At 72.1% G+C, this 25,455-nt stretch carries 28 protein-coding genes; 20 read left to right on the forward strand and 8 right to left on the reverse strand.

The genetic code is table 11. The features are described from left to right. Positions 1-52: 52 nt before the first annotated feature. On the forward strand, positions 53-1,870 hold the full coding sequence (locus ACQEVM_RS02830; protein WP_433074379.1) for a bifunctional metallophosphatase/5'-nucleotidase: 1,818 nt from the start codon (positions 53-55) through the stop codon (positions 1,868-1,870). Between the two features lie 103 nt (positions 1,871-1,973). Here ACQEVM_RS02830 and ACQEVM_RS02835 read toward each other — a convergent pair whose 3' ends face one another. Then, positions 1,974-2,756, reverse strand: a complete 783-nt coding sequence (locus ACQEVM_RS02835) for an alpha/beta fold hydrolase (protein ID WP_433074382.1) — start codon at positions 2,754-2,756, stop codon at positions 1,974-1,976. A gap of 156 nt (positions 2,757-2,912) precedes the next feature. Between ACQEVM_RS02835 and ACQEVM_RS02840 the strand changes: the two genes are divergently transcribed. Beyond that, positions 2,913-3,482, forward strand: a complete 570-nt coding sequence (locus ACQEVM_RS02840; RefSeq protein ID WP_433074385.1) for a TetR/AcrR family transcriptional regulator — start codon at positions 2,913-2,915, stop codon at positions 3,480-3,482. A gap of 77 nt (positions 3,483-3,559) precedes the next feature. Further along, positions 3,560-4,438 carry a phosphatidylinositol-specific phospholipase C gene (locus ACQEVM_RS02845; RefSeq protein WP_433074387.1) on the forward strand — a complete coding sequence of 293 codons (879 nt, stop codon included), beginning with the start codon at positions 3,560-3,562 and terminating at the stop codon, positions 4,436-4,438. Here the strand turns inward: ACQEVM_RS02845 and ACQEVM_RS02850 are convergent. The 5 genes from ACQEVM_RS02850 to ACQEVM_RS02870 all read right to left on the reverse strand — a co-directional run bounded on the left by ACQEVM_RS02850 (position 4,418) and on the right by ACQEVM_RS02870 (position 9,890). Then, positions 4,418-5,890: a sensor histidine kinase gene (locus tag ACQEVM_RS02850; protein ID WP_433074390.1), complete on the reverse strand. Its 1,473-nt coding sequence runs from the start codon at positions 5,888-5,890 to the stop codon at positions 4,418-4,420. The two genes, ACQEVM_RS02845 and ACQEVM_RS02850, sit on opposite strands and share 21 nt — an antisense overlap. Next, the gene (locus ACQEVM_RS02855; RefSeq protein WP_433074393.1) at positions 5,887-6,633 is read right to left on the reverse strand and encodes a response regulator transcription factor; all 747 of its coding nucleotides are present in this window, start codon (positions 6,631-6,633) and stop codon (positions 5,887-5,889) included. Before ACQEVM_RS02855 ends, ACQEVM_RS02850 begins: the two co-directional genes overlap by 4 nt. 51 nt (positions 6,634-6,684) lie before the next feature. Continuing rightward, entirely contained in the window at positions 6,685-7,905 is a 1,221-nt protein-coding gene (locus tag ACQEVM_RS02860; protein WP_433074395.1) for a S1C family serine protease, read from the reverse strand. Between the two features lie 146 nt (positions 7,906-8,051). Continuing rightward, positions 8,052-9,074: a LacI family DNA-binding transcriptional regulator gene (locus ACQEVM_RS02865; protein WP_267801251.1), complete on the reverse strand. Its 1,023-nt coding sequence runs from the start codon at positions 9,072-9,074 to the stop codon at positions 8,052-8,054. Between the two features lie 24 nt (positions 9,075-9,098). Beyond that, a complete protein-coding gene (locus tag ACQEVM_RS02870) occupies positions 9,099-9,890 on the reverse strand; it encodes a response regulator transcription factor (protein WP_433074399.1) in 792 nt (263 codons plus the stop codon). A gap of 460 nt (positions 9,891-10,350) precedes the next feature. Here ACQEVM_RS02870 and ACQEVM_RS02875 point away from each other — a divergent pair, with 460 nt between their 5' ends. The 10 genes from ACQEVM_RS02875 (at position 10,351) to ACQEVM_RS02920 (ending at position 17,577) form a co-directional block, all read left to right on the forward strand. Next, positions 10,351-10,605: a MoaD/ThiS family protein gene (locus tag ACQEVM_RS02875; RefSeq protein WP_053680787.1), complete on the forward strand. Its 255-nt coding sequence runs from the start codon at positions 10,351-10,353 to the stop codon at positions 10,603-10,605. A 10-nt stretch (positions 10,606-10,615) separates the two neighbouring features. Continuing rightward, positions 10,616-12,235 (forward strand): hypothetical protein, encoded by a 1,620-nt coding sequence (locus ACQEVM_RS02880; protein WP_433074402.1) that lies wholly within the window; start codon positions 10,616-10,618, stop codon positions 12,233-12,235. Between the two features lie 80 nt (positions 12,236-12,315). Next, complete coding sequence (locus tag ACQEVM_RS02885) at positions 12,316-13,032, forward strand: LmeA family phospholipid-binding protein (protein ID WP_433074405.1); 717 nt, start codon at positions 12,316-12,318, stop codon at positions 13,030-13,032. A 161-nt stretch (positions 13,033-13,193) separates the two neighbouring features. Next, a complete protein-coding gene (locus ACQEVM_RS02890; protein WP_350206375.1) occupies positions 13,194-13,277 on the forward strand; it encodes a putative leader peptide in 84 nt (27 codons plus the stop codon). Between the two features lie 190 nt (positions 13,278-13,467). After that, a complete protein-coding gene (locus tag ACQEVM_RS02895; RefSeq protein ID WP_433074408.1) occupies positions 13,468-14,313 on the forward strand; it encodes a sulfurtransferase in 846 nt (281 codons plus the stop codon). Positions 14,314-14,391: 78 nt separating this feature from the next. After that, entirely contained in the window at positions 14,392-14,682 is a 291-nt protein-coding gene (locus tag ACQEVM_RS02900; protein ID WP_053680793.1) for a DUF1416 domain-containing protein, read from the forward strand. 161 nt (positions 14,683-14,843) lie between these two features. Continuing rightward, on the forward strand, positions 14,844-15,107 hold the full coding sequence (locus ACQEVM_RS02905; RefSeq protein ID WP_433074412.1) for a DUF3099 domain-containing protein: 264 nt from the start codon (positions 14,844-14,846) through the stop codon (positions 15,105-15,107). Between the two features lie 326 nt (positions 15,108-15,433). Beyond that, positions 15,434-16,006, forward strand: coding sequence for an FABP family protein (locus ACQEVM_RS02910; protein ID WP_433074415.1), 573 nt, complete (start codon positions 15,434-15,436; stop codon positions 16,004-16,006). A gap of 79 nt (positions 16,007-16,085) precedes the next feature. After that, a complete protein-coding gene (locus tag ACQEVM_RS02915) occupies positions 16,086-16,553 on the forward strand; it encodes a Fur family transcriptional regulator (protein WP_433074418.1) in 468 nt (155 codons plus the stop codon). A gap of 55 nt (positions 16,554-16,608) precedes the next feature. Next, complete coding sequence (locus ACQEVM_RS02920) at positions 16,609-17,577, forward strand: YgfZ/GcvT domain-containing protein (protein WP_433074421.1); 969 nt, start codon at positions 16,609-16,611, stop codon at positions 17,575-17,577. A 33-nt stretch (positions 17,578-17,610) separates the two neighbouring features. Here the strand turns inward: ACQEVM_RS02920 and dtd are convergent, their stop codons facing one another. Continuing rightward, on the reverse strand, positions 17,611-18,036 hold the full coding sequence (gene dtd / locus ACQEVM_RS02925; RefSeq protein WP_433074424.1) for a D-aminoacyl-tRNA deacylase: 426 nt from the start codon (positions 18,034-18,036) through the stop codon (positions 17,611-17,613). Between the two features lie 132 nt (positions 18,037-18,168). On the opposite strand from dtd, the gene ACQEVM_RS02930 reads away from it, so the two are divergent. The 7 genes from ACQEVM_RS02930 (at position 18,169) to ACQEVM_RS02960 (ending at position 23,735) form a co-directional block, all read left to right on the forward strand. Further along, complete coding sequence (locus ACQEVM_RS02930) at positions 18,169-18,786, forward strand: RsiG family protein (protein WP_433074427.1); 618 nt, start codon at positions 18,169-18,171, stop codon at positions 18,784-18,786. Between the two features lie 95 nt (positions 18,787-18,881). Beyond that, positions 18,882-20,126, forward strand: coding sequence for a GNAT family N-acetyltransferase (locus ACQEVM_RS02935; protein WP_433074430.1), 1,245 nt, complete (start codon positions 18,882-18,884; stop codon positions 20,124-20,126). A gap of 225 nt (positions 20,127-20,351) precedes the next feature. Beyond that, entirely contained in the window at positions 20,352-21,143 is a 792-nt protein-coding gene (locus ACQEVM_RS02940) for a putative protein N(5)-glutamine methyltransferase (RefSeq protein WP_433074433.1), read from the forward strand. Between the two features lie 68 nt (positions 21,144-21,211). Continuing rightward, positions 21,212-22,096 carry an RNA polymerase sigma factor SigJ gene (sigJ, locus tag ACQEVM_RS02945; protein ID WP_433074436.1) on the forward strand — a complete coding sequence of 295 codons (885 nt, stop codon included), beginning with the start codon at positions 21,212-21,214 and terminating at the stop codon, positions 22,094-22,096. Between the two features lie 122 nt (positions 22,097-22,218). Further along, positions 22,219-22,635: a helix-turn-helix domain-containing protein gene (locus ACQEVM_RS02950; protein ID WP_433074439.1), complete on the forward strand. Its 417-nt coding sequence runs from the start codon at positions 22,219-22,221 to the stop codon at positions 22,633-22,635. A 17-nt stretch (positions 22,636-22,652) separates the two neighbouring features. Then, positions 22,653-23,255: a hypothetical protein gene (locus ACQEVM_RS02955; protein ID WP_433074442.1), complete on the forward strand. Its 603-nt coding sequence runs from the start codon at positions 22,653-22,655 to the stop codon at positions 23,253-23,255. A gap of 141 nt (positions 23,256-23,396) precedes the next feature. After that, complete coding sequence (locus ACQEVM_RS02960) at positions 23,397-23,735, forward strand: DUF2516 family protein (protein ID WP_053680866.1); 339 nt, start codon at positions 23,397-23,399, stop codon at positions 23,733-23,735. Between the two features lie 51 nt (positions 23,736-23,786). Here ACQEVM_RS02960 and ACQEVM_RS02965 read toward each other — a convergent pair whose 3' ends face one another. After that, positions 23,787-25,088 carry a PP2C family protein-serine/threonine phosphatase gene (locus ACQEVM_RS02965; protein WP_433074445.1) on the reverse strand — a complete coding sequence of 434 codons (1,302 nt, stop codon included), beginning with the start codon at positions 25,086-25,088 and terminating at the stop codon, positions 23,787-23,789. Positions 25,089-25,455: the final 367 nt, after the last annotated feature.

A 25,455-nucleotide genomic window follows, 5' to 3' on the forward strand; every position in this document is an offset into this window, starting at 1 on the left:
ATAGGCTGCGGCGGACCTCCCAAGTTGTCTCGCTGTCCGTAAAGGGGACTAAATGTCAGCGAAGCCACAACGGCACCGCCGAGCCCGCCGGTTGACCCTCGCCGCTCTCGCCGCCACGGCCGGCGCCGGAGCCATGGTCGCCGCCGCCCTTCCGGCCGGAGCCGCGAGTGGTGGCGGTGCGGCCAAGAGCCGGACCGTCGACGTTCAGATGCTTTCGTTCAATGACTTCCACGGCACGCTGGAGCCCCCGCAGGGTTCCTCCGGCACCGTGACCGAACGCCAGGCGGACGGCACCACCAAGGCCATACCCGCGGGCGGTGTCGAGTACCTGGCGACGAGCCTGCGCGAAGCCCGCAAGGGCCACGAGTACTCCGTCACGGCCGCGGCCGGTGACATGATCGGCGGCAGCCCGATGCTGTCGGGGCTCTTCCACGACGAGCCGACCATCGAGGCGATGAACAAGCTCGGCCTCGACGTGTCCAGCGTCGGCAACCACGAGTTCGACGAGGGCAAGACCGAGCTGCGCCGCATGGCGTACGGCGGGTGCCACCCGACCGAGGGTTGCTACGAGTTCGGCAAGACGTTCACCGGAGCGGAGTTCCAGTACCTCGCCGCGAACGTGACGGACGAGAAGACCAAGCGTCCGCTGACGTCGCCCACCTTCGTCTGGAAGAAGGGGGACGTGAAGATCGGCTTCATCGGCGTCACCCTGGAGGGCACTCCGGACGTCGTCACCGCCGAGGGCGTCAAGGGCCTCAAGTTCGGCGACGAGGTCGAGACGATCAACAAGTACGCCGCGGAGCTGAACAAGCAGGGCGTGAAGTCGATCGTCGCGCTCATCCACGAGGGCGGTCTGCCCGCCAACGGCGCGTACAACTACGACTGCGACACCCCCGGCGCGGGCGCCGGCATCTCGGGCGCGATCGTGGACATCGCCAAGAAGGTCGACCCCAAGGTCGACGCGCTGGTGACCGGCCACACGCACCAGGCGTACGCGTGCAACATCCCCGACCCGGCGGGCAACCCGCGCACGGTCACCTCGGCCGCCTCCATCGGCCGGCTGTTCACGGACACCACCCTCACGTACGACCGGCAGACCAAGGACATCGTCCGTACGCCGGTCACCTCGCCCAAGCCGGTCAACAAGGTCGTCAACCGCGAGCAGCCCAAGGCCGCGGACATGAGCGACCTGATCCGGCGCTGGAACGAGCTGGCGGCCCCGATCGCCAACCGTCCCCAGGGCTTCATCTCGGCGGACATCCCGGGTCGCGGCTCGGAGGCGTACGAGAAGCCGCTCGGCGACCTGATCGCCGACGCGCAGCTGGAGGCCCTGGCCCCGGCCGACAAGGGCGGTGCGCAGCTGGCCGTCATGAACCCGGGCGGCATCCGTTCGGACCTCGCCTTCAAGGCCTCCGGGGCCGAGGGCGACGGTGTGGTGACGTACGGCGAGTCCTTCACGGTCCAGCCGTTCACCAACATGATGAACATCGTGGACCTGACCGGCGCGCAGCTGATCACCGCGCTCCAGCAGCAGGTCAGCGGCACGGTCAACGGCGCGAACCCGAAGATCCTCCAGGTCTCGAAGGGCTTCACGTACACCCTGGACCTGACGAAGGCGGGCGCGGACCGCGTCGTCGTGGACTCGGTGAAGCTGAACGGCGCGGCCATCGACCCCGCCAAGACCTACCGGGTCGCGATGAACGAGTTCCTCGCGGGCGGCGGTGACGGTTTCACCGTCCTGAAGGAGCACAAGAACAAGCTGGTGGGCGCGTCCGACCTGGACTGCTTCAACGCCTACCTGACGAACAACTCCTCGCAGGAGTCCCCGATCGCCCCGCCGGCGGCGAACCGGATCACGATCGTCAAGTAAAACCCGGCGACACGCGCGCACAGCGCGCCCGAGGGGGCGACGGGCCCGGCGGCCCGTCGCCCCTTCGGCGTTCCCGGCGCTCCCCGGTGCCGCCGGGAGGCGTTCAGAGCCGGTCGAGGAACGCCCCGACGGCCTCGTGGAAGCCCTGCGGGTCGGTGAACGGCAGGAAGTGGTCCCCGTCGAGCGGGGCGTACGAGGTTCCCGGCCGCCGGGCGACCATCGCGTCGGCCAGTCGCCGCGGGAGGGCCGCGCTGCGGGTGCCGTGGACCAGCAGGGCGGGGCAGGTGGTCGCGAGCCAGGCGTCCCAGTGGTCGCCCCGGCAGGCGTGGATGGAGTCGAGCATGTCCTGCGGGTGGAACGGGAGTCGCCGGCGACCGCTGTCGGGCAGCGTTCGCAGGGCGCCGGTGACGAACTGGGCGGCGACCGGGCCGACGGCCGCGAGGAGCGCCTCGGTGCTCTCGCCGGTGTACGGGAGGCCGCGCAGGAAGGAGAACGGTTCCGGTCCGTCGGGGTCGATCTCCACGGTGGAGTCCACGTTGACGAGTGCGGAGACCCGGTCGGGGTGGGCGGCGGCCAGGTGGATCGCGTTGAGGCCGCCGAGGGAGTAGCCGAGGACGGCGACGGGGGCGTCGAGGCCGAGGTGGTCGAGGAGGGCCACCGCGTCGGCGACGTAGTCCTCGCGCCGGTATGAGGGGGCCCGGTCGGAGTCGCCGTGGCCGCGCTGGTCGGGGGCGATGACCCGCCACGCGTCGCCGAGGTGGGCGGCGAGGCCGGTGAAGGCGGCGCCTTCGGAGAGGCCGCCGTGGAGCGCGAGCAGCGGGCGGCCGGGGCCGCCGAAGTCCAGGTGGGACAGGGTGCGGTCGTCGATCTTCAGCTCGTGGCGCATGGCGTGGCTCTCCCCCGTGGTGGTCGGTTCCGTCGGGTGTTCCGTCGGCGTTCCCGGTCTCAGGCTGCCGGCATTTGGGCAAGTGTGCAATACGTTCGTATAGGGCGGTTGCCTGAGGCGCACGCCCAAGAAGTGGGGCGCGGATACGATCCCCGCATGGGAAATCGCGAGGACCTGCTGGCCGGAGCGCGCCGCTGCCTGGAGGAGAAGGGCTACCTGCGCACGACCGTGCGCGACATCGCCTCGGCGTCGAAGGTGAGCATGGCCGCTATCGGCTACCACTTCGGGTCGCGCGAGGCGCTCCTGAACCGTGCGCTGTTCGACGCCATGGACGAGTGGGCCGCGGCGGCCGGCCGGCTCGCCGGCGAGGGGGACACCGCCGAGGAGCGGTACGCCGACACCTGGGATCGCAAGATCCGGGACTTCGGCGACATGCGCTGGCTGTGGGTCGCCAACGTCGAGGCGTTCGTCCACGCGCAGTCCTCGCCCGAGGTGCTCGCGATCCTCGCCGAGGGGCAGCGCCGGTCCCGGCGCATGGTCGCCGCCCAACTGCGCGGGGTCCCCGAAGAGGAGGTCTCCGAATCGGACGTACGGGCCCTCGGGTCGGTGCACATCGCGCTGCTCAGCGGCGTGATGGTGCAGTGCCTGACCGACCCGGAGGCGGCGCCGGACGGCCACGCGCTCGCCCAAGGCCTGCGCGCCATGGCGGAGTTGCTCGAAAGCTGACCGCTACCGATGGGTAGCAATGCCGGGTCCCGCATGCCATGATCCCGTCCCACCACTGGGTCGGCGAAGGGGCGGGCATGGGAAGCGGAATGGACCGGCGGAGGTTCCTGGTCGGGGCGATGGCGGCGGGAGCCGCCCTCGGGATCGGGGCGGCGGGCCAGGCCTCGGCGGCCACGCTCGGCACGCAGGACTGGATGGCCGGCCTCGCCGACTCCACCCCCCTCCAGCGCATGACCATCCCCGGCACCCACGACTCCGGCGCCCGCAAGGGCGGGCTCTACGTCGCCTGCCAGAACACCTCGATCGCGCAGCAGCTCGACGCCGGCATCCGCTTCCTCGACGTCCGATGTCGGGTCACGGGCGGCTCGTTCGCCATCCACCACGCGGCCTTCTTCCAGGACCTGATGTTCGGCGACGTCCTCGTCGACTGCTGGAACTTCCTCGCCGCGCACCCCTCCGAGACCGTGCTGATGCGCGTCAAACAGGAGTACTCCGAGGACAGCGACGCCACCTTCCGCGCCGTCTTCGACGACTACCTCGACAACCGGGGCTGGCGCCCCCTCTTCCGGATCGCCGACACCCTGCCCCCGTCCCTGGGGCAGGCCCGCGGCAAGGTGGTGCTGCTCGCCGACAACGGCGGACTGCCCGGCCTGCGCTACGGCGACGGGAACGTCTTCGACATCCAGGACGACTACAACACCGAGCCGTTCGCCAAGCGCGGCCGGATCGAGAACCACTTCCGCAAGGCCGTCCAGCAGCCCGGCAAGCTGTTCGTGAACTACGTCAGCACGGCCGCCTACATGCCGCCCCGCTGGAACTCCGACCGACTCAACCCGCAGGTCCACGGCTTCGTGGACGGCGGGGAGATGGCCGGCCGGACCGGGCTCGGCATCGTCCCCATGGACTTCCCCAACACCCGCTCCGGACTCGTCACCTCACTGATCCGGCACAACTGACGCGCCGCCCGCCGACGGTGGCGCCGGCGGATCCGCTGCCGGCGGCGGGGTCGGCGCACCCGGGATGCGGAGCACCGCCTCCGTGCCCGGGCCGCCGTCCCGGGCCGCCCGCAGCTCGGCGCTGCCGCCCGCGCGGTTCACCGTACGGGCCACGATCGACAGGCCCAGCCCGCTGCCGGGCAGGGCGCGGGCCGACGGGGACCGCCAGAACCGCTCGAAGACGTGCGGCAGGTCCTGGTCCGGGATGCCCGGCCCGTGGTCCCGTACGGTCAGCTCCCCGGCGTGCAGCGCCACCTCGACCCGCCCGCCGGGCGGGCTGAACTTCACCGCGTTGTCCAGGACGTTGACCACCGCACGCTCCAGCGCCGCCGCCTCGCCCCGCACGTACCAGGGCTCCAGCGACGAGCCGAACGCCAGCTCCGGACCGCGCAGCCGGGCCCGCGACAGCGCGGACCCGACGATCTCGTGCAGGGCCACCACCCCGAGCGGGCCCGGCGAGGCCGCGTCCGGGCGGGACAGCTCCTGGAGGTCCCCGATCAACGACGCCAACTCCGTCATCTGCGCCTTCACCGACGCCAGCAGCTCCCGACGGTCCTCCGGCGGGAGCGCCCGACCGGTCTCCTCGCTGCGCGCCAGCAGCTCGATGTTCGTCCGCAGCGAGGTCAGCGGGGTCCGCAGCTCGTGACCGGCGTCCGCGATCAGCTGGGCCTGCCGGTCCCGGGAGGAGGCCAGCGCCGCCGTCATCGAGTTGAAGGACCGCGACAGCCGGGCGATCTCGTCCTCGCCCTCGTCGGGGATCCGCACCGTGAGGTCCTCGGTACGGGCGATGTGCTCGACGGCCCCGGTGAGTTCGTCGACCGGCCGCAGGCCCGTACGGGCCACCCACAGGCCGGCCGCGCCCGCGCCCACGACACCGATGCCGGACACCAGGAGCAGCACCCAGGCCAGGGTCGAGAGCGGCTTGTCCATGTCCGCGAGGGGCTTGGCCACCGAGATCGCGGCGTCCTGGACGCCGGCCCTGGAGGTCAGCTCCACGAACTGCGTGTAGACGCGCACCGGGGTGCCGTCCGTGGTCACGCCGTCGTACAGGACCGTGTCGCGCAGCCTTTTGGCGACCTGGAGGTCGTAGTCGCTGACCGGGAGGGTGTTCTTGCCGTCCACCAGGCAGCGGCCGCCCGACGGCAGCACGATCTGGACCTGCGCGCTCAGGTTGTTCACGAAGGGGCCGGGCAGCGCCCGCTCCTGGCAGCCGAGCTGGTTCAGGGTCTGGCTCGCCTGGGCGCGGGCGTTGGTGGAGCGCAGCGAACTGTTCAGCTGGTCGTCCAACTGCGTGCGGACCATGAACCAGCTGACGCCGGCCACCGCCGCGACGGCGACCGCCACCGCCACGGCGACCAGCAGCGCGAGCCGCGAGCGCAGCGGCAGCGCGCGGAATCTGGCGACCGGGTTCACTCGGGCCCTCCGTGGTCCCCGGCCCCGGCGGCGCGCAGCACGTAGCCCACCCCGCGCACGGTGTGGACCAGGCGCGGCTCCCCGCCGGCCTCGGTCTTGCGGCGCAGGTACATCACGTACACGTCCAGGGAGTTGGAGCTGGGTTCGAAGTCGAAGCCCCAGACGGTCTTCAGGATCTGTTCGCGGGTCAGCACCTGGCGGGGATGGGCCAGGAACATCTCCAGCAGCGTGAACTCGGTGCGGGTCAGCTCCACCGGCCGCCCGGCCCGGGTGACCTCGCGGGTCGCGAGGTCCATCCGCAGGTCGCCGAAGGTCAGCGCGTCCTCGGGCTCCGGCCCGCCGGTGCTGGGCGCGGCGTACGAGCTGCGCCGCAGCAGCGCCCGGACCCGCGCGAACAGCTCGTCCAGCTCGAACGGCTTCACCAGGTAGTCGTCGGCGCCCGCGTCGAGGCCGGTGACGCGGTCGCCGACGGTGTCGCGGGCGGTCAGCATCAGGATCGGGGTGGTGCTGCCGGCGGCGCGCAGCCGCCGGGCCGCGGTCAGGCCGTCCATCCGGGGCATCTGGATGTCCAGCACGATCAGGTCGGGGGCGTAGGAGGCCGCCTGGTCGAGGGCGTCCAGGCCGTCGACCGCGGTCCGCGCGCCGTATCCCTCGAAGGCGAGGGAGCGGCGCAGGGCCTCGCGGACGGCCGGCTCGTCGTCGACGACGAGGATGCGCTGCTGGTCGCCTTCGGCGGCGTTCATGTGGATCCCCCCGGGGGTGGTGGTCGGTCCTACCAGGCTCGCACGGGCCGCCTAGAAGGAGGTCCCGAAGCCGTTGGCGGCGCCGCCCGAGTCGCTCGAACCGGAGTCGGAGCCGTCGTTGCCGGAGCCGGCGCTGCCGCTGCCGCCGCTCCGCAGGGATTCGAGGTCGGCCTTGATGGTGTTGACGGGGATGGCGAAGCCGAGGCCGACACTGCCGGCGCTGCTGCTGTCGCTGGAGGGGGAGTAGATCGCGGAGGGCATTCCGACGATCTCGCCGTTCATGTTGACGAGGGCTCCGCCGGAGTTGCCGGGGTTGAGGGAGGCGTCGGTCTGGATGGCCTTGTAGGAGGTGGTGTTCTGGCCGGTGTTCCCGTTGAACTGCTGACCGTCGTACGAGAACGGCCAGCCGCCGCCCTGCCGGCCCTGCGGCGCCTGCTGCTCGGACTTGGGCACGTTCACGTCGCGGTTCAGGGCGGACACGATGCCGCTGGTGACGGTCCCGGTCAGCCGGTCCGGGGAGCCGATGGCCACGACCTCGTCCCCCACCTTGAGCCCGTCGGAGTTGCCGAGCTTGGCCGCCTTGAGGCCACTGGCGCCCTGGAGCTTGATCAGGGCGAGGTCCTTGTCCGGGTCGGTGCCGACGGTCTTGGCGGTGTACTTCTTGCCGTCGCTCATCGTCACCTGGATCTCGGACGCCCCCTCGACCACGTGGTTGTTGGTGACGATCTCCCCGTCGGCGGTGACGACGATGCCGGAACCGGTGCCCTGGCCGGACGAGGTGCGGGTGTCGATGCGCACGACGGACGGGCTGACCTGCTCGGCCACGCCGGAGACGGTGCCGTTGCTGGACTGGGAGACGTTGGTGCCGCTGATGCCGGCGCCGCCGGTGTTCTGCCCGCCGAGGTACTGCTGCACCGCCGCGGCGGTGCCACCGCCCACGACGGCGGCGGCCAGCGCGACGGCGGCGAGCAGGGCCACGGGTCGTTTGGCGCGGGCCGGCCCGGCGTGGGCCGGCCCCTCCGGGGCGGGCGCGGGCCGGTCCCAGCCGCCTTCGGCGGGCACCGTCTCGCCCTGGACGACGGGCGGCCGGTGCGCCTCGTGCCAACCGGGGGCCGGCGCGGCGGGCGGGTACGGGGGCGGTGGCGGGTAGGCGCCCGCCGCGGCCTCCTGGGCGAGCCGGTCACGTCCGCGCTGCCAGTCCTCGCCGAACGGCGCGGGCTGGGGGCGGTTCTCCTGGGGGTACTCGCCTTCGCGGCGGAAGCTCTCGGTCATGTCTATGACTGTGTCCGGGGATCATGAGAGCTTCCTGAGTCCCGGCTGAGAAGCCCGACAGAACCGCGTATGCCCGATATAAGGACAGGACCCGGCCCCGGAACGGGACCGGGCTCGGGAAGGCCCGAGCCCGTCCACGAGAGGCGCTAGCGGCAGCCGCAGGACCGTCGGATCACCAGCGCCGACGGGAACTGCTTGAGCCGCTCCCGGCGCGAACCCGCCACCCGCAGGGCGTCGTCCAGCACCAGGTCCACCGCCGCGCGGGCCATGGCCGTGCGGTCGGAGGCGATGGTGGTCAGGGGCGGGTCGGTCAGCGCCGCTTCCTTGACGTCGTCGAAGCCGGCCACGGCCAGTTCGCCCGGTACGTCGATGCGCAGCTCCCGCGCCGCCCGCAGCACACCGATGGCCTGGTCGTCGGTGGCGCAGAAGATCGCCGGGGGCCGGTCCGGCCCCGACAGGACCTCCAGGGCGACGGTGTACGCGTCGTAGCGGTTGTACGGGGCCTCGAAGAGCCGCCCCTCCACCGAGCGCCCGGCCTCCAGCATGGCCCGCCGCCAGCCCTCGACGTGGTCCGCGACCGGGTCGCCGACCGACGGGGTGTTCTCGACGCCGCCGATGCAGGCCACGTACGGGTGTCCGTGCTCCAGCAGGTGCCGGGTGGCGAGCTGCGCGCCGCCGATGTCGTCGGTGATCACCGCGACGTCGTCGATGGCCTCGGGACGCTCGTGCAGCAGCACGATCCGCGCGTCCCACGCCTCGATCTCCGAGGCGGCGCGCTCGCTCATGCCCTGGCTGACCAGGATCAGCCCGGAGACCCGCATGCCCAGGAAGGCCCGCAGGTAGTGGACCTCGCGCTCGTCGCGGTAGTCGGAGTTGCCGACCAGGACCATCTTCCCGCGCTCGGCGGCGGCCTGTTCGACCGCGTGCGCCATCTCCGCGAAGAACGGCTGCCGGGCGTCCGGGACGATCATGCCTATGAGGTCGGTGCGCCGGGACGCCATCGCCTGCGCGACCCGGTCGGGCCGGTAGCCCAGCTCCTTGATCGCGGCGAGTACACGCTCGCGCGTGGCCGGGGCAACCGGCCTGGGTCCGTTGTTGATGACATAGCTCACGACGGCGGTAGAGGTACCCGCAAGTCGCGCCACGTCATCCCGCGTCACCTTGGCCACGCGCGGCAGTCTACGTGGGGTGACCTACCTCTGGGCAGGCCGTCCCGCCGACTCGATCGTCACCGGGGTTTCCTCCGGACGGGGGAGGGCCGCCGCCGCCTTCGCAGCCGCCTGGGCCGCCGCTTCCGCCGCCGCCCGCTCGACCTTCTCGGGGGTGACGAAGCGGTAGCCGACGTTGCGCACCGTCCCGATCAGCGACTCGTGCTCGGGGCCGAGCTTGGCCCGCAGCCGACGCACGTGGACGTCGACCGTCCGGGTGCCGCCGAAGTAGTCGTAGCCCCAGACCTCCTGGAGCAGCTGGGCGCGGGTGAAGACCCGTCCCGGGTGCTGGGCGAGGTACTTGATCAGCTCGAACTCCTTGAAGGTCAGGTCCAGGACCCGGCCCTTCAGCTTCGCCGAGTAGGTGGCCTCGTCGACCGACAGGTCGCCGTTGCGGATCTCCATCGGGGAGTCGTCGGAGCTCATCTGCTGCCGGCCGGTGGCGAGTCGCAGGCGCGCCTCGACCTCGGCGGGCCCGGCGGTGTCGAGGAGGACGTCGTCGATGCCCCAGTCGGCCGTGACGGCGGCCAGGCCGCCCTCCGTGACGACGAGGACGAGCGGACAGCCGGGGCCCGTGGAGCGGAGCAGCTGGCAGAGCGACCGCACCTGCGGGAGGTCGCGGCGCCCGTCGATGAGGATGACATCGGCTCCGGGGGTGTCCACGAGGGCCGGTCCCTCGGCGGGCGCCACCCGTACGTTGTGCAGCAGCAGGCCGAGGGCGGGCAGCACCTCGGTCGACGGCTGCAGGGCGTTGGTCAGCAGCAGGAGAGAGCTCATGCCCGACCACCTGCCCGGGTCGGGCGTTTGTGCACGTGCGTGTGCACGGATCGCTGGTCCATCACGTCGGTTCCTCCTCGGTCCCGTCGAGGACTTTCGCGGCACTGCTTCGTACGTCTTGCCTCGCGCTCCCCGGTCCCCGCGCCCTGGGGTCCGGGGGGACGCACTGTTCTCGGTCCGTTCAACGCGCTGAAAGCACAAAAGGACCCGGGGGCTACGTTGCCCGGATCCTCTACGCCGCCAGAATAGCCCACCGGTCCTTTCGGGGCAGAGGCTCCGACGAACCCCTTCTGTGGTTCCTGCCACGCCCGTCACCAGGGTATGCCCCGGTTTCGCCGGATCGGCGGCCTCTGGTCGCACCACCCCGGCGCACGCCGGGCGCGCGGAGGCACGCGGGGGTGGGTGTTCGGAGGGTTCATCATGGATGCCGACGAACAGAGAGCCGACGAGGGGAGCAGCTGTGGCAACCGGAACCATCCGCTACTGGGCGGCGGCCAAGGCCGCCGCCGGGACGGCGGAGGAGCCGTACGCGGCGCGGACACTGGGCGAGGCGCTCGACGCCGTGCGCGAACGCCACCCGGGAGAACTGACCCGGGTCCTGCTGCGCTGCTCCTTCCTCGTGAACGAAGAACCTGTGGGCAAGCGCCCGCACGATGCCGTCCTGCTCACGGAAGGCGGCACCGTCGAGGTGCTTCCGCCGTTCGCGGGCGGGTGAGCGGGAGCCCATGAGTACCCCCGAAGAGCAACAGCGCAGGCAGCAGCAAGAGCAGCAGGAGCAGCAGCACGATCCGTACGATCCGTACGGGACGCAGACCTGGCAGGCCGACACCTGGGACACCGGCTACCAGCCGATGCAGCCGCAGCTGGGCGGGGTCCCGGACCAGAGCGGGCAGCAGCCGGCGCAGCCCGCGGCGCCGGAGGCCTGGTACCGCGAGGAGCCGCAGGCGGCGCCCGCGCAGGGGTGGGCCGAGTCGGCGTACCCCCCGCCGTACCAGGAGCCGTACCAGGACTCCGGTCAGCCCCGGCAGCAGCCGCAGCCCCAGCAGTCGCAGCAGTTCCAGCCGCAGCAGCAGCCCCAGCAGCCTCAGCAGTCGCAGGGGCAGCAGTTCCAGCCGCAGCCGCAGGCGTCGTACGGGCAGCCCGCGGCGCCGGAGGCCTGGTACCGCGAGGAGCCGCAGGCGGCGCCCGCGCAGGAGTGGGCCGAGACGGCGTACCTTCCGCCGTACCAGGAGCCCCGGCAGCCTCAGCAGTCGCAGGGACAGCAGTTCCAGCAGTCGCAGCAGCCCCAGCAGTCCCAGCAGCCGCCGCAGGAGTCGTACGGCCGGCCCGTGGCGCCCGAGGGCTGGTTCCGCGAGGAGGCTCCGGCCGCCGCGGCCCCCGCCCCCGCCGCCTCGCCGTCCGCGGCCGGCTGGGCCGAGGAGACGGCGTACCTGCCGCCGCAGCCCGCGGAGCCGGCCGTGGAGGCCACCGCCTACCTGCCGCCGGTGACGGCCGCCCCGGAGCCCGCGCAGGGCCCTGCGGACCCCGACGCCGACCCCGGAACGCGGTCCGAGTACTCCCCGCCGACGCTCGCGGGCAACACGCTCCGCGCGGTCGACCCGGCGCAGGCCCGCGCCGAGGGCCGGTCGCCGATCATCGACCCCGGTCCGCAGCCGGCGATACTGACCGCCGCCCTGGGACTGCTGCTGGCCGCGGCCGCCGCGTTCGGCGACCTCGCGCTGCTCGTGCCGCTGATCGCCCTCCAGGGCCTCACCGCGGCAGGCTGGTTCCGCCTCAACGGCATGTGGCCCGCCCGCCAGGGCATCGCCCTCGCCTTCCTCGGTGCCGTGGTCGCGGACGCCGCCGTGCTCGCCGTGGACGAGGTGAACGGGCCCGGCGCGATCATCGGCACCCTCGGTGCCTGGGTGCTGCTCACGCTGGTGCTCCAGCTCCGCAGCCACGCGGACCCCGACGAGCGGATGTACGGACTCATGGCCTCGGTGGCCTCCGCCGCCCTCGCCATCGTCTGCGCCGGGTACCTGGCGGCCGGCTCCGACGCCGTCAGCGTGGGCGGGGCCGCCGTGGCGGTCGCCGTCTTCACCCGGGCCCTGCCGCTGCCGACGCCGGCGTCCGTGGCGGTCTCGCTGACCGCTGCGGCGGGTGCGGGCGTCGCGGTGGGCACGATGACGGACATCGGGGCCGGCGGGGCGCTGCTCGGTCTGGCCGCCGGGGTGTGCGCCCTGGTCGGCCTGCGGGTGGCCGCGTACGACTACCCGTCGAAGTTCGTCCACATGACGGCCGGTGTCGCGTTGCCGCTGGCGGCGGCGGCTCCCGCCGTCTACCTGATGGGCCGGGTGGTGGGCTGACGTCGGCCGCACGTTCGACCCCTCCCTTTCCAAGCGTGGTCAACTAGGGCGCACGTACTGATCTATTGGGGGAGGGGCACGTGCGCTTTCTGCGGGTCATCGTCATCATCGGAGTGATCCTGGGGGCCCTGTTCGTGGGCGCCGACCGCTGGGCGGTCAACTATGCCGAGAACCAGTTGGCCGAGAAGATCCAGTCCCGGCAGGGGTTGTCGGGCGACGTGGAGGTGGACATCCACGGTTTTCCGTTCCTGACCCAGGCGTTGGACCACCGCATGGAGCAGGTGGATCTGGTGCTCACGGGCGTGGACGCCTCCGCCGAAGGCCGCAAGGCGCGGCTGACGCGGATCGAAGCCGCCTTCCACGACGTGAAGTTGAACAGCGACTACACCGGGGGCACGGCCGGCAGGGCCGAGGGCAAGGCGCTGGTCTCGTACGCGGACCTGACCGCGGCCTCGGAGACCGGGGTGACCGTCTCCTACGGCGGACAGCCGGGCAAGGTGAAGGTCGGCGCGACGGTGGACTTTCTCGGCCGGAAGTTCACCCGCAGCGTGATCTCGACCGTCACGCTGGAGGACGCGAAGGACTCCCCGGGCGGCAAGATCGTCCGGGTGCGCGCCGAGGAGGTCCCGGGGGAGGGGATCCCGGGGATCGAGAAGGTCGTCCGCAAGAAGACCGACTTCGACCGCCGGCTCGACGCCGGCCTGCCGGCCGGACTACGGCTCTCCACCCTGACGTCGGACGAGACGGGCGTGCACCTGGCGCTGACCGGTACGAACGTGTCCCTGGCCGGATCGTGAGACGGTGCGGTCCGCCCCTCAGGAGGGCGGGTCGCGCGAAGAGCCCCGGAGGCCGCCCGAGCGGCCTGCCGGGGCTTTTCTGTCCATCATTCGGACGATCCTGTCTCGACATATGACACACCGGTGACAGGGCGGCCGATTCGTCCCTACGATCCATGACTATGAAGCATCAGCAGGCGGACCTCACGAAGCGGCGGGCAGTAGACCTGTGTCGCGTCGCCGCCATGCTCTGTCGATCCATGTGACGTGTGAGCGCTTCCGCTCCACCGGCCGGACGACTGGCCTTTCCCGCGTGACCGCACCCCGCCTCCCGCTCGCCCGACGCCTCCCCGCACGGGTACCGCGAGGCCGATCCGTCCGCGGCGCGCACCCTCGGCACCATCCCGCCGCAGCACCAGCACCACCCCGCCGCACACTGCCCCGGAGGAGAACACCATGAGCCGCAGCGACGTCCTCGTAGACGCCGACTGGGTCGAGGCCCACCTGAACGACGCCGACGTCGTCATCGTCGAGGTGGACGAGGACACGTCCGCCTACGACAAGAACCACATCACCAACGCCGTCCGGATCGACTGGAAGAGCGACCTCCAGGACCCGGTCCGCCGTGACTTCGTGGACCAGGAGGGCTTCGAGAAGCTCCTCTCCGCCAAGGGCATCTCCAACGACGACACCGTCGTCCTCTACGGCGGCAACAACAACTGGTTCGCGTCCTACGCCTACTGGTACTTCAAGCTCTACGGCCACCAGGACGTCAAGCTCCTCGACGGAGGCCGCAAGAAGTGGGAGCTGGACTCCCGCGACCTGGTCGACGGCAAGGACGTCCCGAACCGCCCGGCCACCCAGTACAAGGCCAAGGCCCAGGACAAGTCCATCCGCGCCTTCCGTGACGACGTCGTCGCCGCGATCGGCTCCCTGAACCTGGTGGACGTCCGCTCGCCCGACGAGTTCTCCGGCAAGCTGCTCGCGCCGGCGCACCTTCCGCAGGAGCAGTCGCAGCGCCCCGGCCACGTGCCGAGCGCCCGCAACATCCCGTGGTCGAAGAACGCCAACGACGACGGCACCTTCAAGTCCGACGACGAGCTGACCGCCCTCTACGAGGCCGAGCAGGTCGATCTGGCGAAGGACACCATCGCCTACTGCCGCATCGGTGAGCGCTCCGCGCTCACGTGGTTCGTGCTGCACGAGCTCCTGGGCCAGGAGAACGTCAAGAACTACGACGGTTCGTGGACCGAGTACGGCTCGCTCGTCGGCGTGCCGATCGAACTCGGCGCCGCCAAGTAACCCGAGCAGCCCCTGCGGGCCCGCGGGGCCGCGCGCCCGCAGCACCTACGTACGACCCCTCCAGGACAGGACAGAGACATGTGTGGAGCAAAGACCGGCGGGCCCGACCTCGCCACCCTCAAGCCCGGTGAGACCGCCATCCAGGGCCAGGTGACCAAGGACGGCGAGCCCGTCGTCGGTTACGTGCGGCTGCTGGACTCGACCGGCGAGTTCACCGCGGAGGTCCCGACCTCCGCGACCGGCCAGTTCCGCTTCTACGCCGCCACCGGCTCCTGGACCCTGCGGGCACTCGTCCCGGGCGGCCAGGCGGACCGCGCCGTCGTCGTCGCGGACGCCGGCGGTGTGACGGACGTGGCCATCGCCGTCTGATCGCTCCACACGAGAACGGCCGGAGGGCCGCACCCCAGGGGGTTGGACGCCACTGGAACGGGGTGCGGCCCTTCGTGCCGTCCCGGCCCGTGTGCGAACGCCCGCGCAGGGGCCCGTCCCGGGCCCTGCGCGAGGGCGGGTCCCGGACCTACGCTGGAGGCATGTACGCCCGGCGGCGCCGCGCCTACTTCCTCATGATGGGCGGCTGCCTTCTCCTCTTCGTCTCGGCCTGGTCCTTCGTACGGCTCTTCTCCGTGCCGGCCGCCGTGGCGATGTGCGTCGTCGCCATGGTCATCCCGCCGGTCGCGGCGATGATCGCGAACCGCCGCGGCCCGGACGACCGCTGGTGGGACGACCCCTCGGGCGACAAGAAGTCGGACGAGTGGTGGGACGAACTGGACGGGAAGCACCGCCGCGACGAATGACGCGCCCCGCCGGAAGAGGGGCCGGGCGTCCGGCCGCCACCGGTACGGCCCACCTCGCAGAGTGCGCCGGGTCCCGGGCCAGTAGGCTGGGGGACCGGCCCCGTACCTCCGGGGACTCCGTCCCGGGGGGACCCCCCGAACGCAACCTCCGAGGAGCACCTCCCGTGCTTGAGACTTTCTTCTCCGCCCTGCTGGTCCTGGTCTGCGTCGGCGTGCTCGCCTTCACCGCCCTGGCCGTGAAGAAGCTGTACCAGGGCCAGCGCTGACCCCCTGAGCGGCAGCAGTCCCTCCCGGATCCCTCCCACAGATCGCCTGAGCAGCCACACATGATCCAGATCCCGTCCGACCTGAACCCGGGCCTCGTCCCGCTCGCCTTCCTCCTCGGCAACTGGGAGGGCGCGGGAGTCTTCGACTTCCCCGGCGAGGAGAAGTGCAACTTCGGCCAGGAAGTCGTCTTCAGCCACGACGGCCGGGACTTCCTGGAGTACACCTCCCACACCTGGGTGCTCGACTCCGAGGGCAACAAGGTGCGGCCGCTCGAATCCGAGTCCGGCTACTGGCGCATCGACAAGGACCGCAAGGTCGAGATCGTCATGGTCCGCGACCAGGGCGTCGTCGAGGTCTGGTACGGCGACCTCGCCGACCAGAAGCCGCAGATCGACGTCGTCACCGACGCGGTCGCCCGCACGGCGGCCTCCGGCCCGTACAGCGGCGGCAAGCGGCTGTACGGCTACGTCAAGAGCGACCTGATGTGGGTCGGCGAGAAGGCCACGCCCGACGTCGAGCTGCGCCCCTACATGTCGGCCCAGCTCAAGAAGGTCGTCACCCCGGAGGAGGTCGCCGAGATGGCGCGCAACCTGCCGGACATGCCGGACGACGGCATCGCGTTCTTCCGCTGATCGGCCGTTTTCCACAGCCTGTGCGCGAAGGGGACCCCGGGACCGCCCGCGGTCCCCTTCGCGTGCTTACACTGGCCGGGTGGTGAGCACCGAGGGCACCGGGACCGCCGACGGCGGACTCGACTGGAAGAGCGACCTGCGGCAGCGCGGATACCGGCTGACCCCGCAGCGCCAACTCGTGCTCGAAGCGGTCGACGCACTGGAGCACGCGACCCCCGACGAGATCCTCGTCGAGGTCCGCAGGACGGCCTCCGGGGTCAACATCTCCACCGTCTACCGCACGCTGGAGCTCCTGGAGGAGCTCAAACTGGTCTCGCACGCCCACCTCGGACACGGTGCCCCGACCTACCACCTCGCCGACCGGCACCACCACATCCACCTGGTGTGCCGCGACTGCGCCGAGGTGATCGAGGCCGATCTGGACGTGGCCGCCGAGTTCACCGCGAAGCTCCGCGCGACCTTCGGCTTCGAGACCGACATGAAGCACTTCGCGATCTTCGGGCTCTGCGCGAAGGACGCGGCGAAGCACCGCGCCGCCGAGACGTAGGACCGTCGCGCGACACCCCGTGGGATCGTCGGGTCCGGGGTCGTACGCTGGTGACATGACCAGCAGCCCCTTGCTCCATCTCCCCGGCGCCGTACCGGCCGAAGGCCGCGACGAGGGCGTCGCCGCCCACTACGGAGAGCTGTACGGCGAACAACGCGCCCTCGCGGACGGCCGGGGGTTCGTCGACCTCTCCCACCGCGGTGTCGTGACCGTCACCGGCGCGGACCGGCTGAGCTGGCTGCACCTGCTGCTCACCCAACACGTGAGCGACCTGCCGCCCGGACAGGCCACCGAGGCACTGATCCTCTCCGCCAACGGGCACATCGAGCACGCCCTGTACCTCGTCGACGACGGCGAGACGGTCTGGGTGCACGTCGAGCCCGACACCCAGGAGGCGCTGATCGCCTACCTGGAGTCCATGAAGTTCTTCTACCGCGTCGAAGTCACCGACCGCACGGCCGAGTTCGGGGTCGTCCACCTGCCGGCCGGCTCGATCGCCGAGGTCGCCAAGGAACTCGCCGTCCGCGAGACCGCGCACGGCCGGGACGTCTTCGTGCCCCGCGGGGACCTGGAGGCGTTCGCCGCCTCGCACGGCCCCGCCGCGGGCCTCCTGGCGTACGAGGCCCTGCGCGTGGAGTCGCACCGGCCGCGCGTCGGCCTGGAGACCGACCACCGCACCATCCCGCACGAGCTGGGTTGGATCGGCACCGCCGTCCACCTCCAGAAGGGCTGCTACCGGGGGCAGGAGACCGTCGCCCGTGTCCACAACCTGGGGAAGCCCCCGCGCCGGCTGGTGTTCCTGCACCTGGACGGCTCCGAGGTGCTGCTCCCGGCGCACGGCACACCCGTACGGCTCGCCGCCGACGGCGAGGAGGGCCGGCAGCTGGGCTTCGTGACCACCGCCGTCCGCCACCACGAACTGGGGCCGATCGCGTTGGCGCTGGTCAAGCGGAACGTCCCGCTGGACGCGCCGCTGCTCGTCGGGAAGACGGCCGCCGCGCAGGAGGTCGTCGTCGCGCCGTGACGGGCCCACGTGGGGGCGCCGTCATGGCGAGCCCTACACGTCGATGACGATGGTGAACGGGCCGTGGTTGGTCAGCGAGACGCGCATGTCCGCCCCGAACCGGCCCGTCTCCACCGTCGCGCCCAGCGTCCGCAGCCGTGCCACGACCTCGTCGACCAGCGGCTCGGCCACCGGGCCGGGCGCCGCCGCGTTCCAGGTGGGGCGGCGGCCCTTGCGCGCGTCGCCGTACAGCGTGAACTGGGAGATCACCAGCAGCGGGGCGTTCACGTCGCTGCAGGACTTCTCCGCCTCCAGGATCCGCACCGACCACAGCTTGCGGGCCAGCAGCTCCGCCTTCTCCGGGGTGTCGTCGTGGGTGACCCCCACCAGGACGCACAGCCCCTCGCCGACGATCTCCCCGACGGTCTCGCCGGCCACCACGACGCTCGCGCCGTCCACCCTCTGCACCACTGCTCGCATACCACCTGTGTATCAGGCGTGCACCCGTCCGGGGCCGATCGGGTGCAGTGGGACTGCATCCACACCACGGAGAGTGGCACCATGCACGCAGGCGGTGCCTCCGGCACCGGTCGAGGGGACGGACACGTTCACATGAATCTTTCTGGTACCTCCGTACCTGCGCCCGCTTCGGCGACGGCGACGGCCGCCGACGTCGTGGCGGCGACGGTGAGACCTCCCGCGCAGCGCACCGGCGAGTCGCAGGGGCCGACCACCCCCGCCACCGCCCTCGGGCTGCCCGAACTGCGTGCCCTGCGCCGGGACGCGCAGCGCGACGAGGCCGATCTGAGCTACGTACGCAGACTCCTGCACGGCCGCATCGACATCCTGCGCGCCGAACTCGCCCGCCGCTGCGACCCCGAGGCGGCCCGGCGCGCGAACCCCGAGACGCCGGTGGTGGACCGGCTCTCGGAGATCCTCGCCGACGCCCCGTCCAGCCGCAGTGCCTCCGCCCGCCACGTCACGCTCGCCGCCCCGCACAGCGAGGAGTTCCGGCTCCTGGAGGCGGAGATGCTCTGCGACGTGGAACTGTCGGACCTGGGCGCCCGCACGGACGGCGAACTGCACGAGGCGATGGGCCGCTTGGTGCGCTACGAGCAGCAGGTCTCCCGGCGCAGGCAACGGTTGCAGCGCACCGCCGACGAGGCCGGCGCGGAGATCACCCGCCGGTACCGGGAGGGCGAGGCGCAGGTGGACGACCTGCTGGCGTAGCCGCGGGGCCGCCGGGGCCGGCGGTGATCAGGCCCCTTCGGGGCGGCGGAAATTCAGGCGACGTGCTCCCGGCGGGGCGGTTAGCGTGGCCGGCCATGAGCACCGACGTCCGGCCGATCGCCGCCTCCGAACTCCCCGCCTGGCTCCGAGCACTGAACACCGGCTTCCTCACCACCGCCCCGGTCACCGACTCCGACGTCGCCCAACGGGCCGAGTACGGCGACCTGGCCCGCACCCGGGGCGCCTTCGACTCCGAGACCGGCCGCTGCGTCGCCACCTTCCGGTCCTTCCCGCAGGAGCTGACCGTCCCCGGCGGGGCCGTCGTCGCCGCCGACGCCGTATCCAACGTCACCGTGTCGCCCACGCACCGCCGCCGGGGCCTGCTGACCCGGATGATGCGCGCCGACCTCACGGCCGCGAAGGAACGCGGCGACGTGCTGTCCACGCTCATCGCCGCCGAGTACCCGATCTACGGCCGGTACGGCTACGGGCCCGCCGCCTCGGTCGCGGAGTGGGAGATCGAGGTGGCCCGCACCGGCCTGGACCCGCGCTGGTCCGGGCCCGGGGACGGCGGGCGGATCGACCTGGTGGACGCGGCCGAGGCCCGCAGGATAGGCGCCGCCCTGCACGAGCGGCTGCGCGCGCACGCGCACGGCACCGTCGACCGCGACGAGCGCTGGTGGAACCTGGCGTCCGGCACGGAGCAGATGTCCCACCGCCCCTACAAGGAGTCGTTCCACGCCGTCCACCGCACGGCCGACGGCGAACCCGCCGGGATCGCCGTCTACCGGGCCGACGACCAATGGAGCGACGCGAAGCTCCCGCAGAACACCGTGCAGGTCAAGGACCTGATCGCGGTCACCGCCGACGCGCAACGGGCCCTGTGGCACTTCCTGTGCTCCATCGACTGGGTGCAGAAGGTCCGCACCGGCTACCGGGCCCCCGATGACCTCGCCCCGCTGCTGCTGCCCGATCCGCGGGCCGCACGCCTGCTGACCGCCGCCGACTTCCTGTGGGTGCGGCTGCTCGACGTCGTACGGGCGCTGAGCGCGCGGACGTACGCCGTGCCGGGCGTCCTCGTCCTGGAAGTGACCGACGCGGAGGGCCTGGCCGACGGGCGCTACCGGCTCGACACGGGCACCGGCGACTGCGCCCGTACGGAGGAGCCCGCCGACCTGCGCCTCGACGTGTCCGCGCTGGGGTCCATGTACCTCGGCGACGAGTCGGCGGTCCGACTGGCCGCGCTGGGGCAGGTCACGGAGGAACGGCCGGGGGCGCTGGCGCACGCCGACGCGGCCTTCCGCACCGCTCGCCGGCCGTGGTGCCCGGACGTCTTCTGACCGGCCCGTTCCCGCACCCCGTCACGTGGCCCGGCGGGCGCTCACCTTCCGCCGGCTCGCCCCCTGCGCCCGACCGGCACCGGTCAACGGCGCACCGGGTGTCGTCACGATCTGGCCGGGCGGCAGGCCCGTGGCGGTCAAGGCGTTCACGGTGCGCGGCGGCCGTATCGTCGCAATCGACATCCTGGCGGATCCGGCACGGCCGGAGACCCTGGACGTCACCGGATGGGAAACCGAGGACTGAGGTACGTGGCAACACTCGTGGAACGCCTGCGCGCGGCCGGCTGTGTCTTCGCGGAGGAGGAGGCGGACCTGCTGACGGCCGCCGCGCGGGACGACGGACACCTGGCGGGCATGCTGGCCCGCCGGGTCGCCGGCGAGCCCCTGGAACTGGTGGTGGGCTGGGCGGGCTTCTGCGGCCTGCGCATGGAGGTGGGCGAGGGGGTGTTCGTACCGCGCCGGCGCAGCGAGTTCCTCGCGGGGGAGGCCGTGGCGCTGGCCCGGCCCGGCGCGGTGGTCGTCGACCTGTGCTGCGGCGTGGGCGCGCTGGGCGCGGCGGTGGCCTCGCAGGTCCCGGGCGTCGAACTGCACGCGTCGGACATCGACGAGGTGGCCGTCGGCTACGCCCGCCGGAACACGGCCCCGTACGGCGGGACCGTCCACCGGGGCGACCTGTACGCCGCGCTGCCCGGGGACCTCGCGGGGCGGGTGGACGTCCTGGTGGTCAACGCCCCCTACGTGCCCACGGAGGAGATCGGCTTCCTGCCGCCGGAGGCCCGCGATCACGAACCGCTGACCACCCTGGACGGCGGCGCCGACGGTCTGGACGTCCACCGCCGGGTCGCGGCCGGGGCTCTGCGCTGGCTCGCGCCCGGCGGGCACCTGCTGATCGAGACGAGCGCCCGGCAGTCCCCGGTGACGGCGTCGGCGCTGGCGGCGGGCGGCCTCACGGTACGGGCCGTCGGCTCGCGGGAGCTGTATGCGAACGTGGTGATCGGCGCCCGACCGGGCGCCTGAACGGCCCACCGCTCCAGGGGAGTCGACGGACGGGTGCGGGCCGGACCACATGGGGGAGGGGACGCGCGGTGGACCAGGGGGCGGGGCGGGCGGATCGGTTCGAGGAGCACCGGCCGAGGCTGAGAGCGGTGGCCTACCGGATGCTCGGCTCGGTCAGCGAGGCCGATGACGCGGTCCAGGAGACCTGGTTGCGCCTGGCCGGCGCCGACGCCGACGCCATCGAGAACATGGCGGCCTGGCTGACCACGGTCGTCGGCCGGGTGTGCCTGAACATGCTGCGCTCCCGGGCGACCCGCCGCGAGGACCCGTTGGAGTGCCGGACACCCGACCCGGTCATCAGCGGCGAGGACGGTCTCCACCCGGAACAGCAGGCCCTGTTGGCGGACTCCCTGGGCCTGGCGCTGCTGGTCGTCCTGGATTCGCTTTCACCGGCCGAGCGGCTCGCGTTCGTCCTGCACGACATGTTCGCCGTGCCCTTCGACGAGATCGCCCCGATGATCGAGAAGACCCCGGCCGCGACCCGGCAGCTCGCGAGCCGGGCCCGCCGCCGGGTGCGCGGCAGGGCCCCCGCCCCCGACCCGGACCTCGCACTCCAGCGCCAGGTGGTCGGCGCGTTCTTCGCCGCGGCGCGCGACGGCGACTTCGAGGCGCTCGTCTCGGTGCTCGCCCCCGACGTGGTGCTGCGCTCCGACGGCGGCGTGACGCGCGCCCGCCACACGCTCGTGTTCAACGGCGCCCGCACGGTGGCCTCGCAGGCGATCACCTTCGGTTCCCTGTCGCCGTACGCCCGCCCCGCGCTGATCAACGGGTCCGCCGGCGTCATGGTCGTGCGGGACGGCCGCCGCCTGTCGATGATGGCCTTCACGGTCGCCGGAGGCCGGATCGTCGCCATCGACGTCCTGGCCGACCCGGAACGCCTGAAGGAACTCGACCTGAGCGCCCTCGACCTCTGAGTCACGGGCCCCGGCCGGGGCATGCGCGTGGATGCGACCCGGCCGGGTGTCGTCCCTCACGGAGTGGGAGCTTTTGCAAGCGTCTGCTTGCAATAGTTAGCAAGGTGCGGCAGGATCGGGGCATGGCATCGCTCAACGTCGGGAACCTCGGCGAATACCTCCGTGAGCAACGGCGGCAGGCCCAGCTTTCGCTGCGGCAACTGGCCGACGCCGCAGGGGTGTCGAACCCGTACCTGAGCCAGATCGAGCGCGGACTGCGCAAGCCGAGCGCGGACATCCTCCAGCAACTGGCCAAGGCGCTGCGGATCTCCGCGGAGACGCTGTACGTGCAGGCCGGAATCCTGGACGAGCGGGATCGCGACGAGGTCGAGACGCGGGCCGTCATCCTCGCCGACCCGTCCCTCAACGAGCGGCAGAAGCAGGTGCTGCTCCAGATCTACGACTCGTTCCGCAAGGAGAACGCGCCGGCCGCGGAAGCCGCCGACGCCGCCGCAGCGGTCGATGCCGACGACGAGCCGCCCCATACGAACCGACTGTGATCCGGGAGGACCAGCACATGGCCATCGCCGATGACCTGAAGAAGACCCTCACCGACCCGACCCCGCTCTACTTCGCCGCCGGCACCGCCGACCTCGCGGTGCAGCAGGCCAAGAAGGTGCCCGGGTTCATCGAGCAGCTGCGCGCCGAGGCCCCCGCACGCATCGAGGCCGTGAAGAACACCGACCCGAAGGTCGTCCAGGACAGGGCCAAGGAGGCGCAGGAGGCGGTCAGCGCCAAGGTCGCCGAGGTCTTCGGGGCGATCGACCCGAAGAAGCTGGGCGAGACCGCCCAGGACCTGGCCCTTCGCGGGGTCGGCGTGGCCGCCGAGTACGCGGTGCGCGCCAAGGAGACGTACGACAAGGTCGCCGAGCACGGCGAGCAGGCCGTACGGGCCTGGCGCGGCGAGCTGACCGACGAGATCGTCGACATCGCCGAGGTCGTGGAGCCGGCGGCGCCCGCGAAGTCGGAGCCGGCCGCCGAGCCGGTGGCCGCCGACGCTTCCGCCGAGGCACCCGCCGACGCCTCCACCTCCGCCGAGGAGAAGCCGTCGGCCCGGAAGACCACCGCGCGCAAGAGCACGGCGAAGAAGACGGTCGCCGCGACCGGCGACAAGAGCTGACGCGACCGGCGAGCCGAGCTGATCGGACAGGCGACGGACCGGGCACCGGGAAGGTGTCCGGTCCGTTGTCATGGGTGAGGGCCGCTTCCCCGGTAGCGTGGGGGCGAACGGCATCAGACGCGGAAGAAGGTGGTCGAGGCGATGTTGATGAACGGTTTCGACAACGGGGTCATCCCGTTGCTCGGATACGCCATGCTGGCGCTCGCCGTCGTGGCCTTCGTGCTGGCGCTGATGGCGCGCGACGACGCGTACCGGGCAGCTGACAAGAAGACCAAGACCTTCTGGCTGGTCATCCTCGGCATCACGATCCTCGTGGACTTCTTCCTCGGGATGCTGTTCCTTCAGATCGCCGGCCTGGTCGCCTCCATCGTCTTCATGGTCGACGTCCGACCTGCCCTGAAGCAGGTGTCGGGCGGCGGTCGGCGCAGCGGCGGCAGCAGCAGCGACGGTCCGTACGGTCCGTACAACGGCGGCCGATAAGCACTCCCGGGCAGGGAGTCCCGGTGGTGGGCCCGGCGCCGTGCGCCGGGCTCAGCCCTCCGCGCGGGAGAGCAGGACCACGGCGACGTCGTCGGTCAGCTCGCCGCCGTTGAGGCGCCGGGCCTCGGTGACGGAAGCCTCCAACAGGCCCTCACCGCTCAACCCCTGATCCAGGTGCCGGTTGATCATCTCGACCATCCCGTCCTGCCCGAGCCGTTCCTTGCCCTCGCCGATCTTCCCCTCGATGAGGCCGTCGGTGTAGAGCATGAGGCTCCAGGTCCCGCCCAGTTCGACCTGGCGGCGGGGCCAGCGGGCCTTGGGGAGCAGTCCGAGCGCCGGCCCGCTGTTCTCGTACGGGAGAAGTCGCGCGGCCCGGCCCGGCCTGGAGATCAGCGGCGCCGGATGACCGGCCAGGCAGAGGCCGGCGCGCCGACCGTCCGGGGCGATGTCCACGGTGCACAGCGTCGCGAAGATCTCCTCGCAGGGGCGCTCCACCTCCAGCACCTCCTGGAGGGTGGCCAGCAGATCGTCCCCGCACAGTCCCGCGAGGGTCAGCGCCCGCCACGCGATGCGCAGCTCGACACCGAGGGCGGCCTCGTCGGGGCCGTGGCCGCAGACGTCGCCGATCATCGCGTGCACGGTGCCGTCCGGAGTGCGGACCGTGTCGTAGAAGTCCCCGCCGAGCAGGGCCCGGCTGCGGCCGGGACGGTAGCGGGCGGCGAAGCGGAGGTCGGAACCCTCCAGAAGGGGGTTCGGGAGCAGTCCGCGTTCCAGGCGGGCGTTCTCCTGGGCCCGCAGTTTCGATTCCGCGAGCTTGTACTGGGCTATGTCGGCCCGCTTTCTCTCCACGGCGTAGCGGATGGCCCGGCTCAGCAGCCGGCCGTCGAGCTCGTCGCGGAAGAGGTAGTCCTGGGCACCCACCCGCACCGCCTCGGCGGCGTGCTCCGCGTCCGCCTCGGCGGTCAGCACCAGTACGGCGTGACGCGGGGCGAGGCGCAGGACCTCGCGGAGCGTGGCGAACCGGTCGTCGGCGGTACCGGGCCCCGGGTTCGCGAGCGACAGGTCCAGCAGGATGCAGTGCACGTCGGGCGTGAGCAGCCGGGTGGCCTCGGTGAGGTTGCGGGCGGTGCGCAGCCGTATGCGATGGCCGTCGGCGTCCAGTATCTCGGGCACGGTGAGGCCGCCCGCGGGATCGTCCTCGATGACCAGGAGGGTCAGGGACGTCTGCGCGGGTACGGGGACCGGGATGGTGGCCGGGAGGTGCTCGACGGCGGTGGCCAAAGCGGTGGCCAAAAGGGCCTGGCCGCCCTCCGTGGCGAGGTTCTCCCTCTGCCGCGGTATGGGTACGGGCATCGTCTCCGGTTCCTTCCCTCCCCCCGAGGGTGCGCTCATGCGCTCGACCCTAGCGGGCCGGAACGGGGGAGCGGAATGGCAGTCCGGTGGAGGTCCCGGGGAGGGCCTCCGTCATATGCCGTTATCGCGGGGGAAATGCGGGCTGATGGGATGACCAAGCTCACGGTGGGAGGACCGAAGTCCGGCCTGCCGGGATGACCCGATGTGGGCTTCACCACGCGCACCGGGCGAAATCGACCCCCGCGAACCGTCCCCGCCGGGACCCGGCGGGCGAGCCCGCCGCGGGACCCGCCTGGAGGCATGCCCAGGGCCCACCCGGCCTGACCCCGGAACGACCCGGCCTGACCCGCAGGGCCGCCCGGACCCG

Source organism: Streptomyces sp. CA-243310 (assembly GCF_050936775.1).
Classification (GTDB): Bacteria; Actinomycetota; Actinomycetes; order Streptomycetales; family Streptomycetaceae; genus Streptomyces.

Coding starts and splice junctions, on each gene's coding strand:
- ACQEVM_RS02830 (WP_433074379.1), top strand. CDS start 53: ATGTCAGCGAAGCCACAACGGCACCGCCGAGCCCGCCGGTTGACCCTC.
- ACQEVM_RS02835 (WP_433074382.1), bottom strand. CDS start 2,756: ATGCGCCACGAGCTGAAGATCGACGACCGCACCCTGTCCCACCTGGAC.
- ACQEVM_RS02840 (WP_433074385.1), top strand. CDS start 2,913: ATGGGAAATCGCGAGGACCTGCTGGCCGGAGCGCGCCGCTGCCTGGAG.
- ACQEVM_RS02845 (WP_433074387.1), top strand. CDS start 3,560: ATGGGAAGCGGAATGGACCGGCGGAGGTTCCTGGTCGGGGCGATGGCG.
- ACQEVM_RS02855 (WP_433074393.1), bottom strand. CDS start 6,633: ATGAACGCCGCCGAAGGCGACCAGCAGCGCATCCTCGTCGTCGACGAC.
- ACQEVM_RS02860 (WP_433074395.1), bottom strand. CDS start 7,905: ATGACCGAGAGCTTCCGCCGCGAAGGCGAGTACCCCCAGGAGAACCGC.
- ACQEVM_RS02870 (WP_433074399.1), bottom strand. CDS start 9,890: ATGAGCTCTCTCCTGCTGCTGACCAACGCCCTGCAGCCGTCGACCGAG.
- ACQEVM_RS02880 (WP_433074402.1), top strand. CDS start 10,616: ATGAGTACCCCCGAAGAGCAACAGCGCAGGCAGCAGCAAGAGCAGCAG.
- ACQEVM_RS02890 (WP_350206375.1), top strand. CDS start 13,194: ATGAAGCATCAGCAGGCGGACCTCACGAAGCGGCGGGCAGTAGACCTG.
- ACQEVM_RS02895 (WP_433074408.1), top strand. CDS start 13,468: ATGAGCCGCAGCGACGTCCTCGTAGACGCCGACTGGGTCGAGGCCCAC.
- ACQEVM_RS02900 (WP_053680793.1), top strand. CDS start 14,392: ATGTGTGGAGCAAAGACCGGCGGGCCCGACCTCGCCACCCTCAAGCCC.
- ACQEVM_RS02905 (WP_433074412.1), top strand. CDS start 14,844: ATGTACGCCCGGCGGCGCCGCGCCTACTTCCTCATGATGGGCGGCTGC.
- ACQEVM_RS02910 (WP_433074415.1), top strand. CDS start 15,434: ATGATCCAGATCCCGTCCGACCTGAACCCGGGCCTCGTCCCGCTCGCC.
- ACQEVM_RS02920 (WP_433074421.1), top strand. CDS start 16,609: ATGACCAGCAGCCCCTTGCTCCATCTCCCCGGCGCCGTACCGGCCGAA.
- dtd (WP_433074424.1), bottom strand. CDS start 18,036: ATGCGAGCAGTGGTGCAGAGGGTGGACGGCGCGAGCGTCGTGGTGGCC.
- ACQEVM_RS02930 (WP_433074427.1), top strand. CDS start 18,169: ATGAATCTTTCTGGTACCTCCGTACCTGCGCCCGCTTCGGCGACGGCG.
- ACQEVM_RS02935 (WP_433074430.1), top strand. CDS start 18,882: ATGAGCACCGACGTCCGGCCGATCGCCGCCTCCGAACTCCCCGCCTGG.
- ACQEVM_RS02940 (WP_433074433.1), top strand. CDS start 20,352: ATGGGAAACCGAGGACTGAGGTACGTGGCAACACTCGTGGAACGCCTG.
- ACQEVM_RS02950 (WP_433074439.1), top strand. CDS start 22,219: ATGGCATCGCTCAACGTCGGGAACCTCGGCGAATACCTCCGTGAGCAA.
- ACQEVM_RS02955 (WP_433074442.1), top strand. CDS start 22,653: ATGGCCATCGCCGATGACCTGAAGAAGACCCTCACCGACCCGACCCCG.
- ACQEVM_RS02960 (WP_053680866.1), top strand. CDS start 23,397: ATGTTGATGAACGGTTTCGACAACGGGGTCATCCCGTTGCTCGGATAC.
- ACQEVM_RS02965 (WP_433074445.1), bottom strand. CDS start 25,088: ATGCCCGTACCCATACCGCGGCAGAGGGAGAACCTCGCCACGGAGGGC.